This window comes from Streptomyces sp. NPDC001714, assembly GCF_042892755.1.
Taxonomy (GTDB): domain Bacteria; phylum Actinomycetota; class Actinomycetes; order Streptomycetales; family Streptomycetaceae; genus Streptomyces.
Window position 1 is genome coordinate 1 of sequence record NZ_JBIAUL010000036.1, and the last position, 19,921, is coordinate 19,921.

Sequence of the window (19,921 nt, forward strand, 5' to 3'; positions counted from 1 at the left end):
TTCAGCTCAAGCTCCCGGGCGACTTCGGAGATCGTCTTGCTTGACCTCAACGCGATCTGGACGGCTTCCTCGCGGAACTCCGGCGAGTACTTACTAGGTGGCGCCACTTCTTCCTCGTTTCCTTGTTCAGGACAACCCTATTGGGTGCCTGTCCGGAAACTGCGTGGCCCCTCAGTCGAGGGTGAAGTTCGGGCTCTGGGGTCAGAACCGCTGTCCGTCCCGACGGACGTGACCTCCCCCGAAGCGGTGACGGCCCTGGTGGACGCCGCGGTGAGCCGGTTCGGACGGATCGATGTGCTGGTGAACAACGCCGGGATCGGGAAGGTGGGCTGGGTCGAGTCGGCGGCGTTCGAAGACAACGTTCGTCAAACGATGCGGGCGAGCCTTTTCGGGATGATCAACGTAACGCAGCGCGTGCTTCCGGTGCTTCGGCGGCAGGGTTCAGGAGCGATCGTGAACATGTCTTCCGTGATGGGGCGCAAGGCGTTCGCTCGATTCGGCTCGTACGCGGTCGTGATGCACGGGGTTTCTGCCTTCTCGGACAGTCTCCGCCAGGAGGTGGCCGACGGTGGTATCCGAGTATCAGTGGTGTATCCGGCGCTCACCGCAACTGACTTGCTGCGGGAGGCGAAAGAGGCGGAGATGCCGCCCCCGTTCCGGCACATGACGCCGCTGTCGGCGGACGACGTGGCGCGAGCCGTGGTGGCCGCAGTCCGGCAAGGGAAGCGCCGGGTGGTGCTGCCGCGTAGGGCGAACATGCTGCTGCTCGGCGAGGCTTTGTCGCCTCGCATCGGCGACTTGATCGCAACCGCTCTGACCAAGCGGCGCATCGCCAGGCTGCTCGGGATGAGCAGCGGGAAGACCTATCACGAGACGATCGCGGGATACCCGGGCTGATGAAGCGACGCCGGTACATGACTCGTACGTCGTCGAGGGCGCTGCTGCTGGTCGCGCTCCTCCTTGCCTCGTTCCTGATCAACCTCGACACCACGTTGGTCAATGTTGCTCTCCCGACGCTGTCCCGGGAGTTGGGCGCCTCCAACACGCAGCTGCAGTGGGTGGTGGACGCCTACAACCTCGTCTTCGCCGCCTTGCTGCTGACCTCGGGGAGCCTGTCGGACCGGCTCGGCCGCAAGGGCGTGCTCATGGCTGGCCTGCTGGTGTTCGGTGTGGCGAGCTTCGTCGGTGGCCATGCCGGCTCCTCGGCGGAACTCGTCGCGGCCAGGGCGGTGATGGGCCTGGGGGCCGCGATGACCTTCCCGGCCACGCTCGCGCTGCTCACCGGCGCCTTCACCAGCCGCAAGGAGAGGGCGCTGTCCATCGGCCTGTGGGGCGCGACGGCCGGCATCGCCATCGCGCTCGGGCCGATCGTGGGCGGGTTCCTGCTCGAGCACTTCAGCTGGTCGAGCATCTTCTACGTTCTGGGCCCGGTGTCCGCGGTCGTCGTCGTTCTGGTGGCGCTGTGCGTCCCAGGGGCGCAAAACCCCATCCCGCGCCGCCTGGACTCCGCGGGTCTGGTTCTGTCGAGCGGCTTCATGGGGCTGCTCGTCTACACCATCATCGAGGCCCCGAACCGCGGTTGGGCGTCACCGGCGTCGCTCGCCGGCTTCGCCGGGGCCCTGGTCCTGCTGATCGCGTTCCTCGTCGCCGAGCGCCGCGCTCCCGAACCGATGCTCGACGTACGGCTGTTCAAGGACATGCGCTTCAGTGCCGCCAGCGCCTCAGTCACCATCGCGTACTTCACGCTGCTCGGATTCATCTTCCTGATCACGCAGTACTTCCAGTTCGTCCGCGGATACAGCCCCCTGTCTGCCGGCGTTCATCTGCTCCCGGTCGCGGTCTCCGTGGCCATCGGATCGACCCTCGGCACTCGGCTGGCGGTCCGTGTCGGCACCAAGGTGATCGTCGCGGTCGGACTGGCTCTTCAGGCGTCCTTCTACTTCTGGTTCGCCAGTGACGTCTCTCCGACGCTCAGCTATGGAGTCGTCACCGTTCAAATGGTCGTCTACGGCCTGGGCATGGGCCTGACATCCGCGCCCGCGACCGAGTCCATCATGGGCGCGGTCGCAGCGGACCAGGCCGGTGTCGGGTCCGCCGTCAACGACTCCACCCGTTTGCTCGGCGGAACCCTCGGCGTCGCCGTCATCGGCAGCGTGTATGCGACGCTCTACAACTCGCGGCTCGATGACACCCTGCCGGCGTGGCTGTCTCCCCAACTGGCTTCACTCGCTCATCAGTCCGTCGGGGCGGCATCCGATGTCTCCGGCCATTTCACCGCCCAAGGCCGGCCGATCCTTGCCGAGGCCGTCCGCCAAGCCGCGATCGGGGCCTTCGACCACGGCCTGAGCATCGCGTGCGTGGTCGCGGGACTCGTCGCGGTCGCCGGGGCACTACTGGCTGCCGTCTTCGTGCCTGCCCAGCCACCGCAGCAGCCCGGACCTGCGGACCTGCCGGCGCATCGGATGCGAGACCAAACGGGCGCCGGCCGCTCCGTGTGACCAGCCCGCGCCCTGCCCGGAGAAGGAGCCTCCTTTCATGTCCAGCAGCCCCCCGCGCCTGTCGCAGCGATACCTCGCGCTCGCCGCGACGATCTGCGCGGTCGCCATGACCTTCATCGATCAGACGATCGTGTCGATCGCAGCGCCGACGATGCAGGGCGAACTCCACCTGACCGCCACCGATGTGCAATGGGCTGTCAACGCCTACTTGCTGGTCCTCGCTGCCCTGTTCTCCTTCGGTGGCCGGCTTGCCGACACAGTCGGCCATCGGCGCATGCTGGTCGTCGGTGTAGTCGTCTTCGCCGTCGCCTCAGCGCTGGGCGGGCTGACGCCCGCGGGGGCGGTCACCGAACCATGGCTGATCACCTTCCGTGCCTTGCAGGGCGCGGGTGGAGCACTCCTGTATCCAGCGGCGCTGGCGATCGTCGTCAGCACCTACGCGCATCATGAACGCGGCCGTGGGCTCGCCCTGTTCTTCGGCATCGCCGGCGGATTGACCGCGATCGGCCCCGTCCTGGGCGGCTACCTGACCCAGTGGACGTGGCGGGCCATCTTCTGGGTCAACGTCCCGGTCGCCCTGATCGCACTGCAGCTGATCGCGCTCGCCCGGCCGCAGACCTCGCACCGGCCGGCACCGATGGACTACAAGGGGCTGGCCCTCATAGCCGGCGGCACAGGACTGAGCGTCTTCGGATTCCAGCAAGTCGGCTTGTGGGGATGGTCCCTGGGAACCTGGCTCTGCGTCGCGGCCGGCGTGGCGCTGCTGGCCTGGTTCGTCCGGGTGGAGGCGCGCAGTACGTCACCTCTGCTGGACATCGGGCTGTTCCGGGACCGGTCGTTCCTGGTGCAAAACCTCGTCCTGCTGGTGTCCATGGCCACCTTCGTCCCGGTGACCTTCTTCACGAGCGCATACGCAGAGGTCGCGCTCGGGATGAACGCCTCTCGGGCAAGCCTGGACCTGCTGTACTTCTTCTTCGGATTCGTGGTCGCCGCGCAACTGGGCGGTCGGCTGCTCGACCGGGTGGGCGCAAAACGACCGGTGGTGCTGGGCAGCGCTCTGGCCTCGGCCGGGTACTTCCTCTTGGCCGACCGACTGACCGCCTTGGACGAGAGCGCGATCATCTGGTGCGTGGTAGTGGCCGGCGCAGGCATGGGTCTGATGCTCGGTCAGTCCAACACCGACGCGCTCAACCGCGTGCCGAGGACCTCTTACGGCGAGGCGACAGGGGCAACCCAGACGGTTCGCAACTACGGAGCGAGCCTGGGCCTGGCGGTCCTCGGCACGCTCTTCGCCTCTGCTCTGCAGTCCCGGCTGACGGCGTCCTTCACCGCTCTGGGGCTGCCGCACGACGTCGCGGACAGGGAGGCCGCCAAGATTGCCCGTCTGGGATCAGGGACCGGCGGCAGCGGTGGCGCTACCGGTGTCCCGCACTTCGTGCGGCTCGCCTTCGCCGAGGCGACCCAGGCGGTCATGTACAGCATGGGAACGATCATGGCCGTGGCCTGTGCGATCGCGATCCTAGGCCTGCGCAAGGGAACGCAGAGTGAACTGCCTGCCCCAGCCAGAGGTGAGAAGGCCGAAGCTGCAGGCGCCCGCCCGGCAACGGAATCCGGCCTGGCATAGCAACCAGACCCCTTTCTTCAACAAGCGCATTTTTTCACTGCAATGCTTTTCAAAGGAGGAAATACAATGAGAATTCTGATAGTTGGGGCTGGCGCTGTCGGCGGCTACCTCGGGGGACGGCTGGTGGGTGCGGGCCGGCAGGTCGACTTTCTGGTCCGCCCGGGACGAGCGGCCCAACTGCGCGACACCGGACTGCGCATCGTCGATGGTGAGCAGGTCGAGAAGATCGACGCCAGCTGTCTCACCGCGGAAGGGCTGACCGGGCCCTACGACCTCATCCTGCTGTGCGTGAAGCCCGACGCACTGCCCGCCGTTCTGGACGACCTCGCATCCGGCGTCGGGCAAGGAACAGTCCTGGTGCCCTTCCTCAACGGCATGAGGCACCTGGACCTGCTCACCGAGCGATACGGAGAAGCCACCCTCGGGGGCGTGGTGAAGATCGTCACGCAGCTCGACGCGAACGGCGACATCCGCCAGCTGCTGCCCGGGGGGCAGATGCAGGTCGGCGAACTCGACGGCGTCGCCTCCGACCGCGTCGCGGCGGTTGCACAGGCACTGGCCATACCGGACTTCCATGTCACCGTGCTGGACAACATCGTGGACGCCATGTGGTCCAAGTGGGTGATGATCGCGACGATCGGTGCCGTTACCTCGCTGGTCCGCGGCACGATCAGTGACGCTGCCGCTGTTGAGGACGGCGCCGCCTTCGCGACCAGCACCCTCGACGAGGCGGCGTCGGTCGCAGCAGCGGCGCGACACGCGCTGAGCGAGAGCGACTACACCGGCTACCGCGAACTGGTGACCGCCGCGGCTCTTCCCCTCACCTCGTCACTGTCACGGGAACTCCTCGCGGGCAGGATCACCGAAGTGGAGAACGTCCTCGGCGACCTGATCAACCGCGCCCGCGCCTTCGGTCTCGCCGTCCCCCGACTGGAGGCCGCGGCCCTGACGCTGCGAGCGCACAACGCCCGGGCGACCTCCGCTTCATAGCCCTGCCCCTGACCGCGCCAGGTCCAGGCCTGGTTCCTGCACCGACGCAACGGCTGTGGCCGCATGGGGCCCGACTCCCAAGGCTGACGCCTTCCAGCCGTCAGGGGCTGCGACCGCCTTCCGAGGGACCTGCGCCGGTCCGCCAGGCGGCATCCGCCTGATCTGGCACCTCGACCACAAGCTCATCCCTCCACCGTCACCACTGTGAACCTTTTCCTGAGAGGAATACGCTGTGCTCACCGCATTTGCAGAGGCAGTTCACCGCAGAGCAAAACTCGTACTGGTCCTATGCGCTGTCGCACTCATCGCCATGGGCGCCGTCGGTGTCAGCGCTTTCGGTCAGCTCAAAACCGGCGGCTTCGATGCGGAAGGCGCGCAGTCCACCCGCGCCAATGAGATGGTGGATACCACTTTCGGCGGCGCACCCAACTTGGTTCTTCTGGTCAGGGCTCGCAATGGATCGATCGACTCACCTGCTGCGGCAGCCTCCGGGGCCAAACTGGCCGACGATCTCGCCCAGGAGAGCGGCGTCCACAACGTCACCTCATACTGGCTGACGCACAGTACGGCGCTGAAATCCAAGGACGGCACAGCCGCCGAGATCGTCGCGAACGTCGACGCCGACAACAATGAGCTGATCGACCACATCGTGAAGACCTATGCACACGACACGAAAATCGTCACCGTGGAGGCCGGCGGAGGGGCGGTAGTCAACCGCACCGTCAACTCCCACGTCAGAGAGGACCTCGCCCGCGCCGAGGCCATAGCAATCCCGCTGACGCTGCTCCTGCTGGTCCTTGCTTTCGGCGGCTTCGTCGCGGCTACCCTGCCGCTGGCGGTAGGGCTGGTGGCGATCCTCGGCACCTTCGCCGAGCTCTCGCTGCTCGGCCGCATCACCGACGTGGCGGTGTACGCCATCAATCTGACGACTGCCCTCGCCCTGGCGCTCGGTGTCGACTACGCCCTGCTCATGGTGGCCCGCTACCGCGAACTCGCCGGACAAGGACTGGATGGTCGCACCGCAGTCGTGATCACCGTGCGAACCGCAGGACGCACCATCTTGTTCTCCGCGGCGACAGTCATCGCCGCACTGGCCGCGTTGCTGATGTTCCCTCTCTACTTCCTGCGCTCGTTCGCCTACGCGGGCATCGGCGTGGTCACCATCGCCGCCGCCGCAGCCCTGATCCTCATGCCGGCACTGCTTACCGTCCTTGGTCCACGTGTCGAGGCAGGGCGCCTGCCATGGTCTCGAACCCACCGCGGCAGCGAGGCCCCCTTCTGGGGTCGGCTGGCCGGCGCGGTGATGCGCCGCCCCCTGGTCGCGCTCGCACCCCTGGCGCTCCTGCTGGCCATGGCGAGTCCACTGGCACACGCCGTCTTCGGCACCCCCGACGAAGGAGTCCTGCCCGCCTCGGCGCCAGCACGTCACACCTCCGAGGAACTGCGCACCGCATTCAATGGCGACCAGGCGACCACACTGCAGGTCGTCGTCCAAGGCGACCCGGCCACACTGCCGGACACAATCGCGCACCTACCCCACGTCGCCCACGTCGCCGGCCGCACCGCGGCGGACACCAACACCCACCTGCTCACCGTGTCCACCGATCTCACCAGTCACTCCACAGCTGCACAGCAACTGGTCGGCGACATCCGGGCGCTCCCCGCCCCGCACAACGCCACCGTCCTCGTCACCGGCGACTCCGCACGGCTCGTCGACACCAACCATGCAATCGACACCCGACTCCCGTACGCCGCAGGCCTGGTCGGACTCACCACGCTGATCGTGCTCTTCCTGTTCACCGGCAGCATCGCCCAACCGATCCGGGCCCTCATCCTCAACGCCCTCGGAATGACCGCGTCCCTCGGCACGATGGTGGATCTTCCAGGACGGCCACCTCTCCTCGTGGCTCGGCTTCACCCCGCGCCCGATGGACACAGCGATGACCGTGGCCCTGTTCTGCATCGCCTTCGGCCTGTCGATGGACTACGAGGTGTTCCTCACCAGTCGCATCAAGGAACTTCACGACGGCGGAGCCAGCACCTTCGGAGCCGTCACCCAGGGACTGGCGCGCACCGGACGGATCGTGTCGACCGCGGCCGTCCTCCTCGCGGTCAGCTTCTTCGCCTTCGGCACCGCCTCGGTCAGCTTCCTGCAGATGTTCGGCCTCGGCTGCGGACTGGCCATCCTTCTCGACGCCCTCTTGATCCGCGGCATCCTCGTGCCGGCCGCCATGCGGCTCCTCGGCCGCCACGCCTGGACTGCCCCGCGCCCCCTGCGCCGCCTCCACGACCGCGTCGGACTCACCGAGACCGACGAACGCAAGGACCTCACTCCAGTCGGATAGCCGTCACGGTGCCGGTGCCCTTCTTCACGTCGCCGGTGTAGTCGACCACGAGGACGGCCTCGTCTTCGTGAAGGTGCTCGACCACGTAGTCGCGTAGGTCGTCGCGGACGAAGTCGACGTCCCCTTCGGCGCGGTTCAGCAGGTGCTGCACGCCATCTGGGGTCGCGTCCCCAGCCCACTCGGCGAGATGGTCCAGCAGTTCTTGCGGGGCAGGCCCGAGAGCAGGCCGAGCACCAACCGTCGTATCCGGCGGCGGGGTTCGACCCGGGCGAATCGGCCCGCGATACGGTCCATCAGACCCTCGAATGCGTCCTGGCAGCGGGCGGGGTCTACGCTGTGACCTGCGGCCACGGCGTGATCGTTTGTCTTCAGACGCCGATGATCAACGGTGTCCGCACCAGGTCCGCACGGCGCAGCCTGCGTGATCAGGATCCACCGCTGGAGTACGAGTCCAGAAAGATTCCGGCGAGGCGTGGCAGGTGGCGGCGCATCTCATCGTCGTCAGCGACGTCCCATCGAGTTCCGGCTGGCTCGGTCATGGCGCTGAGCGGGCCAGCTTCTGGGGAAGCCTCCAGCGCCTCGCTGAGCCCGTCCGGTTCACCTGTGAGACGTTGGTAGGCCCGGTGGGCCACGTGGCTGAAGTCCTCGTTCCCGATGAGCGCGTCCTCGCCGTCCCCGCCCGTCGGACGGTCAGCGAGAGAGTCCGGATCCGCGAGCGCGTGTTCGTACCGATGTCGGCCGAGCGAGATGAGGCCGTCGCGGAAGTCCATGGACGCGTCATCGCACCACCAGCCTTCGATGAGGAACGCCGCAGCCCACAGGTCGTACCGTAGGCATGGTCGCGCAGCTGCCACTGGTGCAGTGAAAACTGGATGATCTCGGCAGGCGTGCGGCTCACAAGCTGCTCCTCGCACGCGTGCTCGATCGCGTCGCGCCGATCGTCGAAGTCCAGTTCCAGCGCGTCAACCTCGGCGCACACCTCGTCTATCCTCGACATCCATCACGGCTTGAGTATGCCGGGCGATTCGAGACCTCGCGGCCTGCGGCGCAACCGGCGCCAGACCAGCACACCGCCGGACAACGACAATGCACCCATCGTGACGCCGACCAGGCCGCGCCGTTGGTGCCCAGGCCCTTGAGCAGCTGCTGCGCACGGACGCCCACGCCCTTCGGGCCGCCGGGCAGGGTGGTGTAGCCGTTGGCGTCGGTGCCCTGGGTGCTGCACTGCGAGGCCCAAGACCAGGTAGACCCTCGGCACACCGTCAATGTGCCCTCTCAGGACGGCAGGGCCGCCGCTCCTGAGCCTGGGTGTTCAGGTCTCGATGTCGTACTTCGCCCCGTCAGTCTCTTGATCTTGTGCATCACCGACGCCAAGGCGGGCTTGCAGGCAATGGCGAGCACGACATGACGGCCGTCGCACCAGGGCCCGCGCTGGATGTGAAAGCCCGTTGATGGCTCTTCGCAGTTGGGGGTGTAGCCCCGAGAAAATGGAGTTGTTTGACGGTTGGATGTGATTCGTCAGGAGGTGCGAGAGCCGTAGTTCTCGCGGTTTGCGAGGACCTCGGCCATGTGCGTCTGCGCCCAGTTCCTGAGCCCGCGCATCATGTGGTGAAGCGAGAGACCGAGGTCGGTCAGCTCGTAGGAGACGGTGACAGGGACGGTTGGTGTCACGGTACGGGTGAGCAGACCATCGTGCTCCAGCGACCGTAGCGTCTGGGTCAGCATCTTCTGGCTGACCCCGGCCAGAAGGCGAGCGATCTCGGAGTAACGCATCGCCTTCGGAGCGTCTGCGTGTGCTGCCTCGTGCTGGCTAGGTTCATTGTCGCCCAGCGCACACAGGACCAGGACGACCCACTTGTCCGAGATTCGGTCGAGAAGCTGCCGGCTGGGGCACCCTGCAAGGAAGGCGTTGTACTCCTCCTTGGCCTGAGCCCTCTTCTGGGCCGCCTTCATCGTCGTCACTGATCGCACCTCTCACCAAAGGGTGGGTTACGCACTCCCAAGTGCCTACTTCCCGTCAGGAAGTTTCTCTCCAATGCTGATGCAGGGAGGCAGCATGCGCCACCCCCAAGCGCGCGACGAAAGGCAACAAGATGAGCACACCCTCCCGATCCCTTCCCGGCGGCAACTGGACCCTGGGTGACCTGACCGTCACCCGGTTCGGCTACGGCGCCATGCAACTGGCCGGCCCAAGGGTTATGGGGGCGCCCGCCGATCGCGAGGGTGCCCTGGCCGTTCTGCGTGAAGCGGTCGACCTCGGTATCACCCACATCGACACCAGCGACGCCTACGGGCCGCGCGTCACCAACGAGTTGATCCGCGAGGCACTGCACCCCTACCCCGACTTGCTGCACATCGTGACCAAGGTGGGCGCGACCCGCGACGAGCAGGGTGGCTGGCCCACGGCCCGGCGCCCCGAAGATCTGCGCCGCCAGGTCCACGACAACCTCAAGTCCCTCCGGCTCGACGTACTCGACCTGGTCAACCTCCGACTCGGCAATGCCGAAGGTCCCCAGCCGGGCTCGCTCGCCGAGGCGTTCGAGACGCTCGTGGAACTCCAGCAGCAGGGCCTGATCCGTCACCTCGGGGTCAGCAACGCCACCGAGGAGCAAGTGACCGAGGCGCAGAGCATCGCGCCGATCGTGTGCGTGCAGAACCTGTACAACCTCGCCCACCGCCACGACGACAAGCTCATCGACCGGCTCGCCACCGACGGCGTCGCGTACGTGCCCTTCTTCCCCCTCGGGGGCTTTACCCCGCTGCAGTCCTCGGCGCTCTCTGCGGTCGCTGCTCGATTGGAGGCGACACAGATGTCCGTCGCACTGGCCTGGCTGCTGCAGCGATCACCGAACATCCTGCTCATCCCAGGCACGTCATCGACGGCACACCTGCGCGAGAACATCGTCGGCGCGGGACTTTCCCTCTCGCATGAGGACTTGACCGAGCTGGACGACATCGGCCGCTGAACGGCCCACAAGCCAATGCCGAAGCCACCGTTCAAGTCTCGGCCCCGGCCACCTTCGCGCGACAGGGGCCGAAGCAAGACGAGATTCTCCCTCACCTGGTTGACTTCAGAAGCTGTCCCTCAACCGGACGTGATCGTTTGATTTCTGCTGGTCAGCATGGTCTCGCTCGGAGCGAGGCAGGGATGCGGCGTCTTGTGTCCGCTCGATGGCCGAGGGGTGCGCGGTGGCGTGGGTGCTGGGAATGCTGGAGGAGCGGGAGGCGACTGCCCGTGTGCGGGTGGAAGGGCTGTGGGAGGAAGTCGCGCGGCTGGTCGGGGTGGTGGAGACCGCGGAGATCGAGCTGGACGGGCGGGTGATCGCGCGGGAGGAGCTGGTCGAGGTGTTGGCCGCCTCCGCCGCCGAGTCCACTGCCGAGGCCGAGGCGGAGGCGGAGGCGGAGCAGGAAACTGCGGCCTCGCCCGTACCGGGGTCGACGGTGCCGTCCTGGCAGGACGGATTGCCGGTGACGGTGCCGGCGCCGGACTACCAGCGGATCCTGGTGTGCTGGAGCAGCGGCCCTCAGCGGGTCAGGGATCGCCGAAGGCCAGGGAGATCGCGGTGGAGCTGGGCCTGGACGCGACGTCGGCGAAGGTCGAGGGGGTGCGTTGGAAGGCCAGACGGGCCTGGTGGAGCGCGGGTGGCTCTTCTTGGAGGAGCCGGGGCATTCAGTGCCGGGCGGCGGCCTGTGACCGTGCCAGACGTCGGCTCATCCGCGTGATCATCGACCGCCGGATCATCGCCTCGCTGGTAGCGGGCAGAGTTTCGTAATCGCGGGCCAGGCGGCGGGAGTTCATCGACCACGCGCATATGCGCTCTGCCACCCAACGCCTCGGCAGCACCACGAACCCCCTCATGTCGTCGGTGCCTTTGACGATCTCCCGGGTGAGGGCGAGTTATTTGCCGGGACCAGTCGACCAGGCCGCCGGTGTAGCCGCCGCCGGCCCAGACCAGGGTGATGTCACGGTGCAGCCGGCCCAGCCGCCCCAGCGGGCCCGCGGCGGCGTCCTGGTCGCCGATGGTCGCGGCGGTGACCGCGACGACCAAGAGGACCCGAAGTGCACGCCGGGCGCGATCTCCCCGGCGGTCACCCAGTCGAACCTGGCGTCGACGATCTGCCGCAAGGGCGGCTGTACCTCCGGCATCCGCCCCTCGACGTCGGCCACCGGCAAGGAGAAGGAGCTGAACGCCGCCTCCTACGGCTTCACGGGCAGCATGCGGGATACCGATCATGACCACCTGCTATCCGGCGTCACCCTGACGCCGGGGTGAGTTTGACCAGGTGCCGATGTGGGCGGCATGCCGCTATCGATGGCGCAGTTCGACGGTGCGGCCGGATTGCCATTCGATGGTCTGGGACGGACCGTGGCCGTCGCCTTCGAAGTTCAGGGGGGACCTCGTGGCCGAGAAGCCAGGGCCTCGGCGAAGTCGCCTGATGCCCGGTTTGTGGTCCTGGGGTCCCAGGAGACGACGGGCGCCGAACGTCCACGAACTCACGTGCTGGTAGCTTCGCGCCCGTGATCGTGTATCCGCTGTGGCATGTCGGCCACCAGAACGAAGCCGGCGACGACGGCTCGACAGTGCACGTCGATGAGAGCGGCGTCTTCTGCGACGAGTCGGACGGCGACGACGTAAAACTGCTCGGTATCTACTCAACCCTTGAACGGGTTGAGGAGCGCGTCCGTCAGGCTCGACTGCTACCGGGCTTCCGTGATGAACCGGAATGCTTCTACTTCGACGCCTGCGAACTCGATGAGGACGATTGGACCGAGGGGTTCGTTCGAGTTCCGCCGGGCGAGTAGGCCCGTCGACAGGGTCTTGGCGGGATGCCGTTCCGTGGTCACGTAAGCCCAGAGCCCCAGAGGAGTCGGGTTTGTGGTTTATGTGAGTCCCAGGAGCCCTGGCCGAGAAGCTGAGCAGCTTCAGTGGGCACTCATCCGGAGGGTTTTGACTGCATCCCGGTTGGTGGGGAGCCCGCCGTCCTGGTCACTGCCCTTCCTGCGAAGCCCCGCAGCTTGCATGACCGGCGTCACGTGCCGCACGTAGCAACCACAGGCGTGGCCGTCTCGACTCGCCCACGCCAGCGGCGACGCCTCCAGGGCTACGGCACCGACGGCCGAGTGTCCGTCCAGTCGATGATGAGCTTGCGCTCGGCGAAGAGCCACTCGCCCTCGTGCTCGGCGAAGGTGTCCTCGTAGCGGATCGACATGAGGATGAGTTTGCGGCCGTCGTCGCCTTCGAGCAGGTGGTGGGCTAGGCAGTAGGTCTCGCCGGTGGCTCGGCCCGCCCCAAAGGCCACGTCAATCGTGCTCTGGCCGTTGAAGTGCGTCGTCGCGACGTACTGGTTCAACGACATGAAGCCCTCGACGTGGGCGTCGCGGCCGACCAGTACCTGCACCGGCTCAGAGGTGGACGGGTCGGCGGTGTAGACCAAGGTCCTGGCTTCCGGGGCGTACAGCGCGGCCTGGCTGCCTGCCTGCCGACGGTCGGCGAAGTGGGCGTAGGCGTTGATCAGTTCGCGGATCGCGAGCCGGTCCGCCGCCTCTTCCGGGGTGATCGTGGCGTGGGAACTCATGTTGGTCTCCTCCTCATGGCGTGCCGTATCAAGTGGTGTCAAGCAGTACGAAGCGGCAATGCGACGACCGGCCGGCGCGTGCGCCGGCCGGTAGGGCGTCGTCGCGCTGCACGCTCATGCGGCGCTGAGGCCACCGTCGACGGGCAGCGCCACGCCGGTGACGAAGCTGGACTTGGCCGAGGCCAGCCACACCACGGCGTCGGCGATCTCGCTGGGCTGCGCGATACGGCCGATGGGGTGGTTGGCGATCAGCGGCAGTATGTAGTCGTAGAACTCCCCGGACGGGGTGTGCAGCAGGCCCGTGTCGACCAGGCCGGGGGCGACCGCGTTGACCCGGATGCCCTTGGCCGCGTAGTCGAGGGCGGCGCTGCGGGTCAGACCGATGCCCGCGTGCTTGGAGGCGACGTACCCGGCGTGGCCGGGGACACCGAGCAGTCCCGCGCCCGAGCCGATGTTGACGATGGCGCCGGAGCCCTGGCGGTTCATGAGCTCGAGCTCGTACTTCATGGCCAGGAACGTGCCGCGCACGTTGGCCGTGAGCATGTCTTCCACCATCTCGCTCGTCCACTCGTGGGTCGGCAGGGACGCCGAGCCGTCGTAGCCCGCGCTGTTGACGGCGACGTCGAGCTGTCCCTCGTCGCCCGCCGCGGCCGCCACCGCGGATCGCACCATCGACTCGACGGTCACGTCGCACTTGACCGCCTGTGCCGACCCGCCGATCTCGGTGATCGCGCGCACGGTGCTCTCCAGCGATTGCTCGGTCCGCCCGGCGACGGTGACGAAGCACCCTTCGGCCGCCAGGGCTATGGCGCTCGCCCGGCCGATCCCGGAGCCTCCGCCGGTGACGAACGCCCGTTTTCCTTCGAACAGCTTGTTCATTTGTGGCACCTCTTCTCGTACGTCTGCTGGTGGTGTGAAGGGGGACCGGGGTCAGCTGTCGGGCCGGACCTCGGAGGTGAGCTCGGTGAGCCGCTGGACCTCGTCGTCGGACAGGCGGAGCTTGGCGGCCGCCATGTTCTCGGCGAAGTGACCGGGCGTCGTCGTGCCCGGGATCGGCAGGCTGTTCGGCGACTGGTGCAGATGCCAGGCGAGCGCGACCTGCTGCCGCGTCGCGCCGTGGCACTGGGCGATGGCCTGCACCTCGTCCCTGATGTGCAGCGTGTCGGGGCCGTCGATCCGGGTCGGTCCCCAGGGGGAGAACACGACGTCGGCGCGCTCGGCGGCGGCCAGCTGGGCGGCGCCGGCCCGGCTGGCGAGGTTGTACTCGGCGGTGATGGCGGCGATGTCCACGATGCGGCGGGCCGCCTCGAACTGGTCGACGGTGACGTTCGACAGGCCGATGTGGCGGATCAGGCCCTGCTCCTTGAACTCGGCCAAAACGCTGACCTGGTCCTCGAACGGTGCGTCGGTCGCCCTTCCGCTGTGGAGGTAGTACAGGTCGATGCGGTCCAGGCCGAGGCGCCGCAGGCTCATGTGCACGCACTGCCGCAGGTAGTTCGGATTGCCGACCGCGCCGAGGGTGTCGTACGGGTATCCGCCGCGGACAAAGCCGCCCTTGGTCGCGATCACGAGGTCGTCGGGGTACGGATGGAGCGCCTCGCGAATCAGCAGCTCGTTGGAGTGCGGCCCGTAGACGTCGGCGGTGTCGATGAACGTGACCCCCGAGTCGACGACCTGGCGCAGCAGGGCAATTCCGCCGTCGTGGTCCGGGTACTCGCCCCACACCTGATCACCGGTCAACCGCATGGCGCCGAAGCCCATCCGCCCCACGGTCAGCTCTCCGCCGATCGTGATCGTCTCGGTGGTCGGTTCTGTCGTTGTGGACATGGGTCCTCCTTGTTCGATTGGTGGCGGGTTTGGTCAGTACTGCCGGGGCCCTGCGTCGGTGTCGAGGGTCGCGAGCATCCCGGCGGGGTAGCGGTCGCCGACGGCTGTGCCCATGGGGGCGGCGTCCTCGAGCGCGGCGCGGTCGGCGTCGGTGAGGACGATGTCGGGGGAGGCCGCGTTGTCCTCCAGGTACTGGATCCGGCGGGTACCCGGGATGGGCACGTGGCTTTGGTCGAGGAGCCAGGCGAGGGCGAGTTGCGAGGGCAGCACCCCCTTGCCGGCGGCCACCTGGCCGATCGCGGCCACGAGCCGCAGGTTGGCGTCGAGGTTCTCGCCCTGGAAGCGCGGGTCGTGGCGCCGGAAGTCGCTGTCGTGGAGGCCTTCGAGGCTGGTCAGCGCACCGGTGAGCATGCCGCGGCCGAGCGGTGAGTACGGGACGAAGCCGATGCCGAGTTCCTGGACGGTGTCGAGGACCCCGTTGTGCTCCACGCCGCGCTCGAAGAGCGAGTACTCGCTCTGCACGGCCGTGAGGGGATGCGTCGCGTGGGCGCGTCGGATGGTGGCGGCGGACGCCTCGGACAGGCCGATGTGGCCGACCTTGCCGGCCGCGACCAGCTCCGCCATGGCGCCGACGGAGTCCTCGATCGGGATCTTCGAGTCGATGCGGTGCAGGTAGAGCAGGTCGATCTGGTCCACGCCGAGGCGGCCCAGCGAACCGTCCACGGCGGTGCGCAGGTGCTCTGGGCTGCAGTCGACGGCGGGCCGGCCCCCGTCGTGGGTCACCATGTTTCCGTCGTCGTCGAAGACGAAGCCCACCTTGGTCGCGATCCGTACCCGGTCGCGGACGGGGGCCAGGGCGCTGCCCACGAGGCGCTCGTTGTGGAACGGCCCGTACGTCTCGGCCGTGTCGAACAGCGTCACCCCGAGGTCGACTGCCCGCGCGAGGGTGGCACGGCTGGCCTCGTCATCGCTGGGCCCGTACGTGGTGCTCATGCCCATGCAGCCGAAGCCGAGGGCGCTGACCGTAAGACCCTGACGGCCGAGTTTCACGCTCTTCATCGTTGTCACCTGTCCCATCCGGTTGTGCTGGTGGCGGCCCCGCATGCGGTTCAGGGCCGGTAGCTCCAGAGTGGTTTCCAGGAGGTCCCTTGCCCCCAGGCAAGTCCCTGGGAGGACCCACGGGTCCCGGCAGGCAGCCCCGGGCAGGCACGCGACCCCCGGCGAGACCTGGGGGAGCGACGGGGGTGCGATGTGAGTGCCGGACCTCAGCCCGCGCCCGTACCCTGTGTGCATGTCCAGATCGCGGAGTGCTGCCTTCATGGGGCGCGCCCGTGAGCGGATCGAACTCGACGCCCTGCTCGCCGACGCCCGTCACGGGGCCGGCTCGGTCCTGGTCGTCCGCGGCGAAGCCGGCATCGGCAAGACAGCCCTGATGCAGTACTGCGCACGTCAGGCGTTCGGGTTCCAGGTCCGAGAGGTCTGCGGCGTCGAGTCGGAGATGGAGCTGCCGTTCGCCGCGCTCCACCAGCTGTGCGCGCCGATGCTCGACCGGCTCGACGTCCTGCCGGCTCCCCAGCAGCAGGCGATCCGGGTGGCCTTCGGGCTGGCCGGCGGAAGTCCTCCGGATCCGTTCATCGTCGGCCTGGCGACGCTCGGCCTGCTGTCCGAGGTCGCGGCCGAGCAGCCGCTGGTCTGCCTCGTCGACGACGCCCAGTGGCTGGACAGCGTGTCCAAGCAGGTGCTCGGGTTCGTCGGCCGGCGGCTGAACGCCGAGTCCGTGCTGCTGTTGTTCGCCGTGCGGTCAGACGCCGGGGACGCCGATGACCCGGGGTTCGCCGCGTTGCCGGGCCTGACGCTCGGCGGGCTGACCGACGAGGACGCGCGCGAGCTGCTGACCGCGACCGTTCCCGGGCGTCTGGAGGGACGGGTCCGCGACCGGCTGATCGCCGAGACCCGCGGAAACCCGCTGGCCCTGGTGGAGCTGGCCGGCGGGATGAGCGCGGAGGAGCTGGCCGGCGGCTTCGCCGGCCGGCCGTCCATGACCGGCATGCTGCACGACCTCTACCTGCAGCGGATCGCGGGCCTGCCCGAGGCAGCACGGATGTTCCTGGTGCTGGCCGCGGCCGAGCCGACCGCCGATCCGGTACTCGTGTGGCGTGCGGCGCGCGCCCTGGGCCTGGGACGCGAGGAGGCCGCGGCCGTCGAGGCGGAGCAGTTGCTCGTCATCGATTCGTTGGTGCGCTTCCGGCATCCGCTGGTGCGGTCGGCGGCGTATGCGGCAGCAAGCCCGGAGCAGCGCCGAACCGCGCACCAGGCGCTCGCCGAGGCGACGGATCCGCAGGCCGATCCCGAACGCCGGCTGTCGCACCGGGCCGCAGCCGCCACCGCGCCGGACGAGGACATCGCCGTGGAGCTGGAGCGGGCGGCGGGACGGGCCGAGGCCCGCGGCGGTTTGTCGGCCGCCGCCGGGTTCCTGCAGCGGGCGGCGACGCTCACCGAGCGTCCTGGTACGCGGGCGGACCGTACGCTGGCGGCCGCGTCGGCACACCTGCAGGCGGGCTCGCTGCAGACCGCCGCAGGGCTGGTGGCCGAAGCCGAGGCGGACGCGGACACCGACCTGCAACGGGCTCTGGTGGCGCGGCTGCGGGGGCAGATCGACTGGGCCGCGGTCCCCGGGCGCTCAGCCCCGGTGCAGCTCCTGCGGGTCGCGACGCAGCTCGACGGGCTCGACGCGGGTCTGGCGCGGGAGACCTACCTCGACGCCTGGGCTGCTTCCCTGGTCGCCGGCCGGTTCGCCGAATCCGGCGGGCATCTTCCGGTGGTGTCACGGGCGACCTTGCAGTCGCGGGCCCTGGCGGAGCCGTCGCCCGGCCCGGCCCACCTGCTGCTGCGCGGCCTGGCGACCCTGATCGACGAAGGACCGGACGCCGCGGCTACTAGCCTGCGTCAGGCCGTCGACGCGTTCGTGCACGACCCCGATCCCGGCTGGTTCCAGAAGGGCGCCAACCTCGTCGCGACGGCCGCCGTCCTGCTGTGGGACTTCGACACCTTCGCCCTGCTGAGCGGCCGATGGACGGAGCACGCCCGCGCATCGGGCGCCCTGGCCCCGCTGGTCGGTTCCCTTGGCGTGCAGGAGCTGGTCACCACGTGGAGCGGCGACCTGAAGGCGGCAGCGGCGCTACGGAACGAGGGCGAGACGATCGCCGAAGCGACGGGGACGAGGATGTTCCCGTTGGGAGCAGCGTTGCTCGCCGCATACCGGGGCCGCGTGGACGAGGCCGTCCCGCTGATCGAGGCGACGGCCGCCGCCGCGGTCGAGCGCGGCGAGGGCATCTCCTTGCAGGCCGCGCACTGGACGCAAGCGGTGCTGCGCAACGGACTCGGCCAGTACGCCGAAGCGGTGGCAGCCGCGGAGAGGGCCGTCGACGAGACGTACCTGCCGCAGATCACCTGGTGGGTGCTGCCCGAACTGATCGAGGCGGCCGTCCGCGCCGGAAAGCGGGACGTCGCCGAGCAGGCGTTGCGACGACTGACCGGACACGCGGGCGACTCGGACTGGCCGGTGGGCATCGAGAGCCGATGCCGAGCCCTGCTCACCGGCGGTACCGAAGCGGAGCCGCTGTACGCCGCGGCCATCGAGCGGCTCGACCGCACGCCGCTGCGCCCCGAAGCCGCGCGGGCACGGCTGCTGTACGGCGAGTGGCTGCGCCGCGAGCAACGGCCCACTGACGCTCGCGACCAGCTCAGGGCCGCCCACGAACGGTTCTCCGCCATGGGCGCGGAGGCGTTCGCCGAACGGGCCCGCCGCGAGCTGGCCGCGGCCGGCGAGAAGATCCGCAGACCGGAGTCCCAGGCCGCCACCGGGCTCACGTCGCAAGAGGAGCACATTGCGCGCCTGGCCCGGGACGGACGCACCAACCCGGAGATCGGCGCCGAGCTGTTCATCAGCGCGCGGACCGTCGAATGGCACCTGCGGAAGATCTACATCAAGCTCGGCATCACGTCACGCAGAGCCTTGCGGGAGGCGCTGCCGACCCTGGGCGACGGATCCTCAGCCGGGCCGCGCTAGGCCTGGCCAGGTCCGGCGCCGAGGCCCGCCGCCTCACCAGGCCTGATCCGCCGCCCGGACGAGGATTTCGTTCACCGCGACGCGGTGCGGGCTGGCAACGATGAACGCCACGCTGCGCGCCACGTCCTCCGGCGCCAGACGCTCGATCTTCCGGACCTGCGCCTCGGCGCCGACGCGTTGCTCCTCCGGCGCCTGCGGGGTATGTCCGATGCCCACGGTGCCGGGCACGACCACGCTCACCCGGATCCGCTGCGGCTGCAGCTCCTGCCGCAGAGACTCGGAGAAGGCCACCACGCCGGCCATGGTCATGGAGTAGACGGCCGTCCCGGGGCGAGCCACCCGCCCTGCGGTCGAACCGATGTTGACGACGTCGGCCACGTGCCGCGGGTCCGAGGCGGCGGCTTTCGCCAGGTGCGGTTGCGCGGCCCGGGTGACGTTGAGCAGCCCCAACTGGTTGACCGCCACCATCCGCTCCCACTCGCCCGGCGGGGCGTCCTCGACGGGGCCGACGAGCATGGCGCCGGCGTTGTTGACCACGGTGTCCAACCGACCGAAGCGGGCCACCGTCTTCTCCACCGCCCGGGCCACCTGCCCGCGGTCGGTCACATCCGCCTCGACACACAGCGCGGGAGGGCCCGCGTCGAGCACCTGCCGCGCCACGGCCTCCAGACGGTCGCGCCGCCGCGCCACCAGGGCGACCGCGGCTCCCTGCTGCGCGAGCGCGACGGCAGTCGCCGCGCCAATGCCGCCGCTGGCCCCGGTGACCAGGACCACGGTGCCATCCAGTCGCTCCATGATCGCCTCTTCCCACGTCTGCTCCGCCCGTGCTCCAGCGCGGCCGGTGTCCTCTGCCGAGATTGCTCCCGGCCCGGCGGTGGGGGGGGGGGGGGGGGGGGGGGGGCCCCCCCCCCCCGCCCCCCCCCGGCGCCCGCCCCCCCCCCCCCCCCCCCCCCCCCCCCCCCCCCCCCCCCCCCGCGCGCCCCCCCCCCAG

17 protein-coding genes and 2 pseudogenes are annotated in these 19,921 nt (G+C 68.9%); 10 read left to right on the top strand and 9 right to left on the bottom strand.

From position 1 onward, the window contains the following. On the bottom strand, positions 1-107 hold a 107-nt coding region (locus ACFY0P_RS48380; RefSeq protein WP_383779586.1), incomplete at its 3' end, for a transposase. Between the two features lie 37 nt (positions 108-144). On the opposite strand from ACFY0P_RS48380, the gene ACFY0P_RS48385 reads away from it, so the two are divergent. From ACFY0P_RS48385 to ACFY0P_RS48410, 6 genes and pseudogenes are all read left to right on the top strand, one after another. Then, entirely contained in the window at positions 145-897 is a 753-nt protein-coding gene (locus ACFY0P_RS48385; RefSeq protein ID WP_388928889.1) for an SDR family NAD(P)-dependent oxidoreductase, read from the top strand. Between the two features lie 17 nt (positions 898-914). Beyond that, on the top strand, positions 915-2,498 hold the full coding sequence (locus tag ACFY0P_RS48390) for an MFS transporter (RefSeq protein WP_388928890.1): 1,584 nt from the start codon (positions 915-917) through the stop codon (positions 2,496-2,498). Between the two features lie 37 nt (positions 2,499-2,535). Continuing rightward, a complete protein-coding gene (locus ACFY0P_RS48395) occupies positions 2,536-4,122 on the top strand; it encodes an MFS transporter (protein WP_388928891.1) in 1,587 nt (528 codons plus the stop codon). Between the two features lie 66 nt (positions 4,123-4,188). Beyond that, positions 4,189-5,112, top strand: a complete 924-nt coding sequence (locus ACFY0P_RS48400) for a ketopantoate reductase family protein (RefSeq protein ID WP_388928892.1) — start codon at positions 4,189-4,191, stop codon at positions 5,110-5,112. A 397-nt stretch (positions 5,113-5,509) separates the two neighbouring features. Continuing rightward, positions 5,510-6,370, top strand: a pseudogene (locus ACFY0P_RS48405) (MMPL family transporter); the annotation flags it as partial. A 721-nt stretch (positions 6,371-7,091) separates the two neighbouring features. Continuing rightward, on the top strand, positions 7,092-7,457 hold the full coding sequence (locus tag ACFY0P_RS48410) for an MMPL family transporter (RefSeq protein WP_388928949.1): 366 nt from the start codon (positions 7,092-7,094) through the stop codon (positions 7,455-7,457). A 4-nt stretch (positions 7,458-7,461) separates the two neighbouring features. On the opposite strand, the pseudogene ACFY0P_RS48415 reads toward ACFY0P_RS48410, so the two are convergent. From ACFY0P_RS48415 to ACFY0P_RS48425, 3 genes and pseudogenes are all read right to left on the bottom strand, one after another. Further along, a pseudogene (locus ACFY0P_RS48415) lies at positions 7,462-7,751 on the bottom strand (transposase); the annotation flags it as partial. 131 nt (positions 7,752-7,882) lie between these two features. Beyond that, positions 7,883-8,371: a DUF4240 domain-containing protein gene (locus ACFY0P_RS48420; protein WP_388928893.1), complete on the bottom strand. Its 489-nt coding sequence runs from the start codon at positions 8,369-8,371 to the stop codon at positions 7,883-7,885. Positions 8,372-8,975: 604 nt separating this feature from the next. Then, on the bottom strand, positions 8,976-9,410 hold the full coding sequence (locus ACFY0P_RS48425; RefSeq protein WP_388928950.1) for a winged helix-turn-helix transcriptional regulator: 435 nt from the start codon (positions 9,408-9,410) through the stop codon (positions 8,976-8,978). Positions 9,411-9,550: 140 nt separating this feature from the next. Here ACFY0P_RS48425 and ACFY0P_RS48430 point away from each other — a divergent pair, with 140 nt between their 5' ends. The 3 genes from ACFY0P_RS48430 to ACFY0P_RS48440 all read left to right on the top strand — a co-directional run bounded on the left by ACFY0P_RS48430 (position 9,551) and on the right by ACFY0P_RS48440 (position 12,261). Then, positions 9,551-10,423: an aldo/keto reductase family oxidoreductase gene (locus ACFY0P_RS48430; protein ID WP_388928894.1), complete on the top strand. Its 873-nt coding sequence runs from the start codon at positions 9,551-9,553 to the stop codon at positions 10,421-10,423. A gap of 1,002 nt (positions 10,424-11,425) precedes the next feature. After that, complete coding sequence (locus ACFY0P_RS48435) at positions 11,426-11,731, top strand: hypothetical protein (RefSeq protein ID WP_388928895.1); 306 nt, start codon at positions 11,426-11,428, stop codon at positions 11,729-11,731. A gap of 245 nt (positions 11,732-11,976) precedes the next feature. Beyond that, on the top strand, positions 11,977-12,261 hold the full coding sequence (locus ACFY0P_RS48440) for a hypothetical protein (protein WP_208032324.1): 285 nt from the start codon (positions 11,977-11,979) through the stop codon (positions 12,259-12,261). 299 nt (positions 12,262-12,560) lie between these two features. Here the strand turns inward: ACFY0P_RS48440 and ACFY0P_RS48445 are convergent, their stop codons facing one another. From ACFY0P_RS48445 to ACFY0P_RS48460, 4 genes are all read right to left on the bottom strand, one after another. Beyond that, a complete protein-coding gene (locus ACFY0P_RS48445; RefSeq protein WP_388928896.1) occupies positions 12,561-13,034 on the bottom strand; it encodes a nuclear transport factor 2 family protein in 474 nt (157 codons plus the stop codon). 114 nt (positions 13,035-13,148) lie between these two features. Beyond that, on the bottom strand, positions 13,149-13,913 hold the full coding sequence (locus tag ACFY0P_RS48450) for an SDR family NAD(P)-dependent oxidoreductase (RefSeq protein WP_388928897.1): 765 nt from the start codon (positions 13,911-13,913) through the stop codon (positions 13,149-13,151). Between the two features lie 51 nt (positions 13,914-13,964). Then, positions 13,965-14,861, bottom strand: a complete 897-nt coding sequence (locus tag ACFY0P_RS48455; RefSeq protein ID WP_388928898.1) for an aldo/keto reductase — start codon at positions 14,859-14,861, stop codon at positions 13,965-13,967. 33 nt (positions 14,862-14,894) lie between these two features. After that, positions 14,895-15,920, bottom strand: a complete 1,026-nt coding sequence (locus ACFY0P_RS48460) for an aldo/keto reductase (RefSeq protein ID WP_388928899.1) — start codon at positions 15,918-15,920, stop codon at positions 14,895-14,897. Between the two features lie 232 nt (positions 15,921-16,152). On the opposite strand from ACFY0P_RS48460, the gene ACFY0P_RS48465 reads away from it, so the two are divergent. Continuing rightward, positions 16,153-18,930, top strand: coding sequence for an AAA family ATPase (locus ACFY0P_RS48465; protein WP_388928900.1), 2,778 nt, complete (start codon positions 16,153-16,155; stop codon positions 18,928-18,930). 33 nt (positions 18,931-18,963) lie between these two features. On the opposite strand, the gene ACFY0P_RS48470 is transcribed toward ACFY0P_RS48465, so the two are convergent. Continuing rightward, positions 18,964-19,704 carry an SDR family oxidoreductase gene (locus ACFY0P_RS48470; protein ID WP_388928901.1) on the bottom strand — a complete coding sequence of 247 codons (741 nt, stop codon included), beginning with the start codon at positions 19,702-19,704 and terminating at the stop codon, positions 18,964-18,966. Positions 19,705-19,921: the final 217 nt, after the last annotated feature.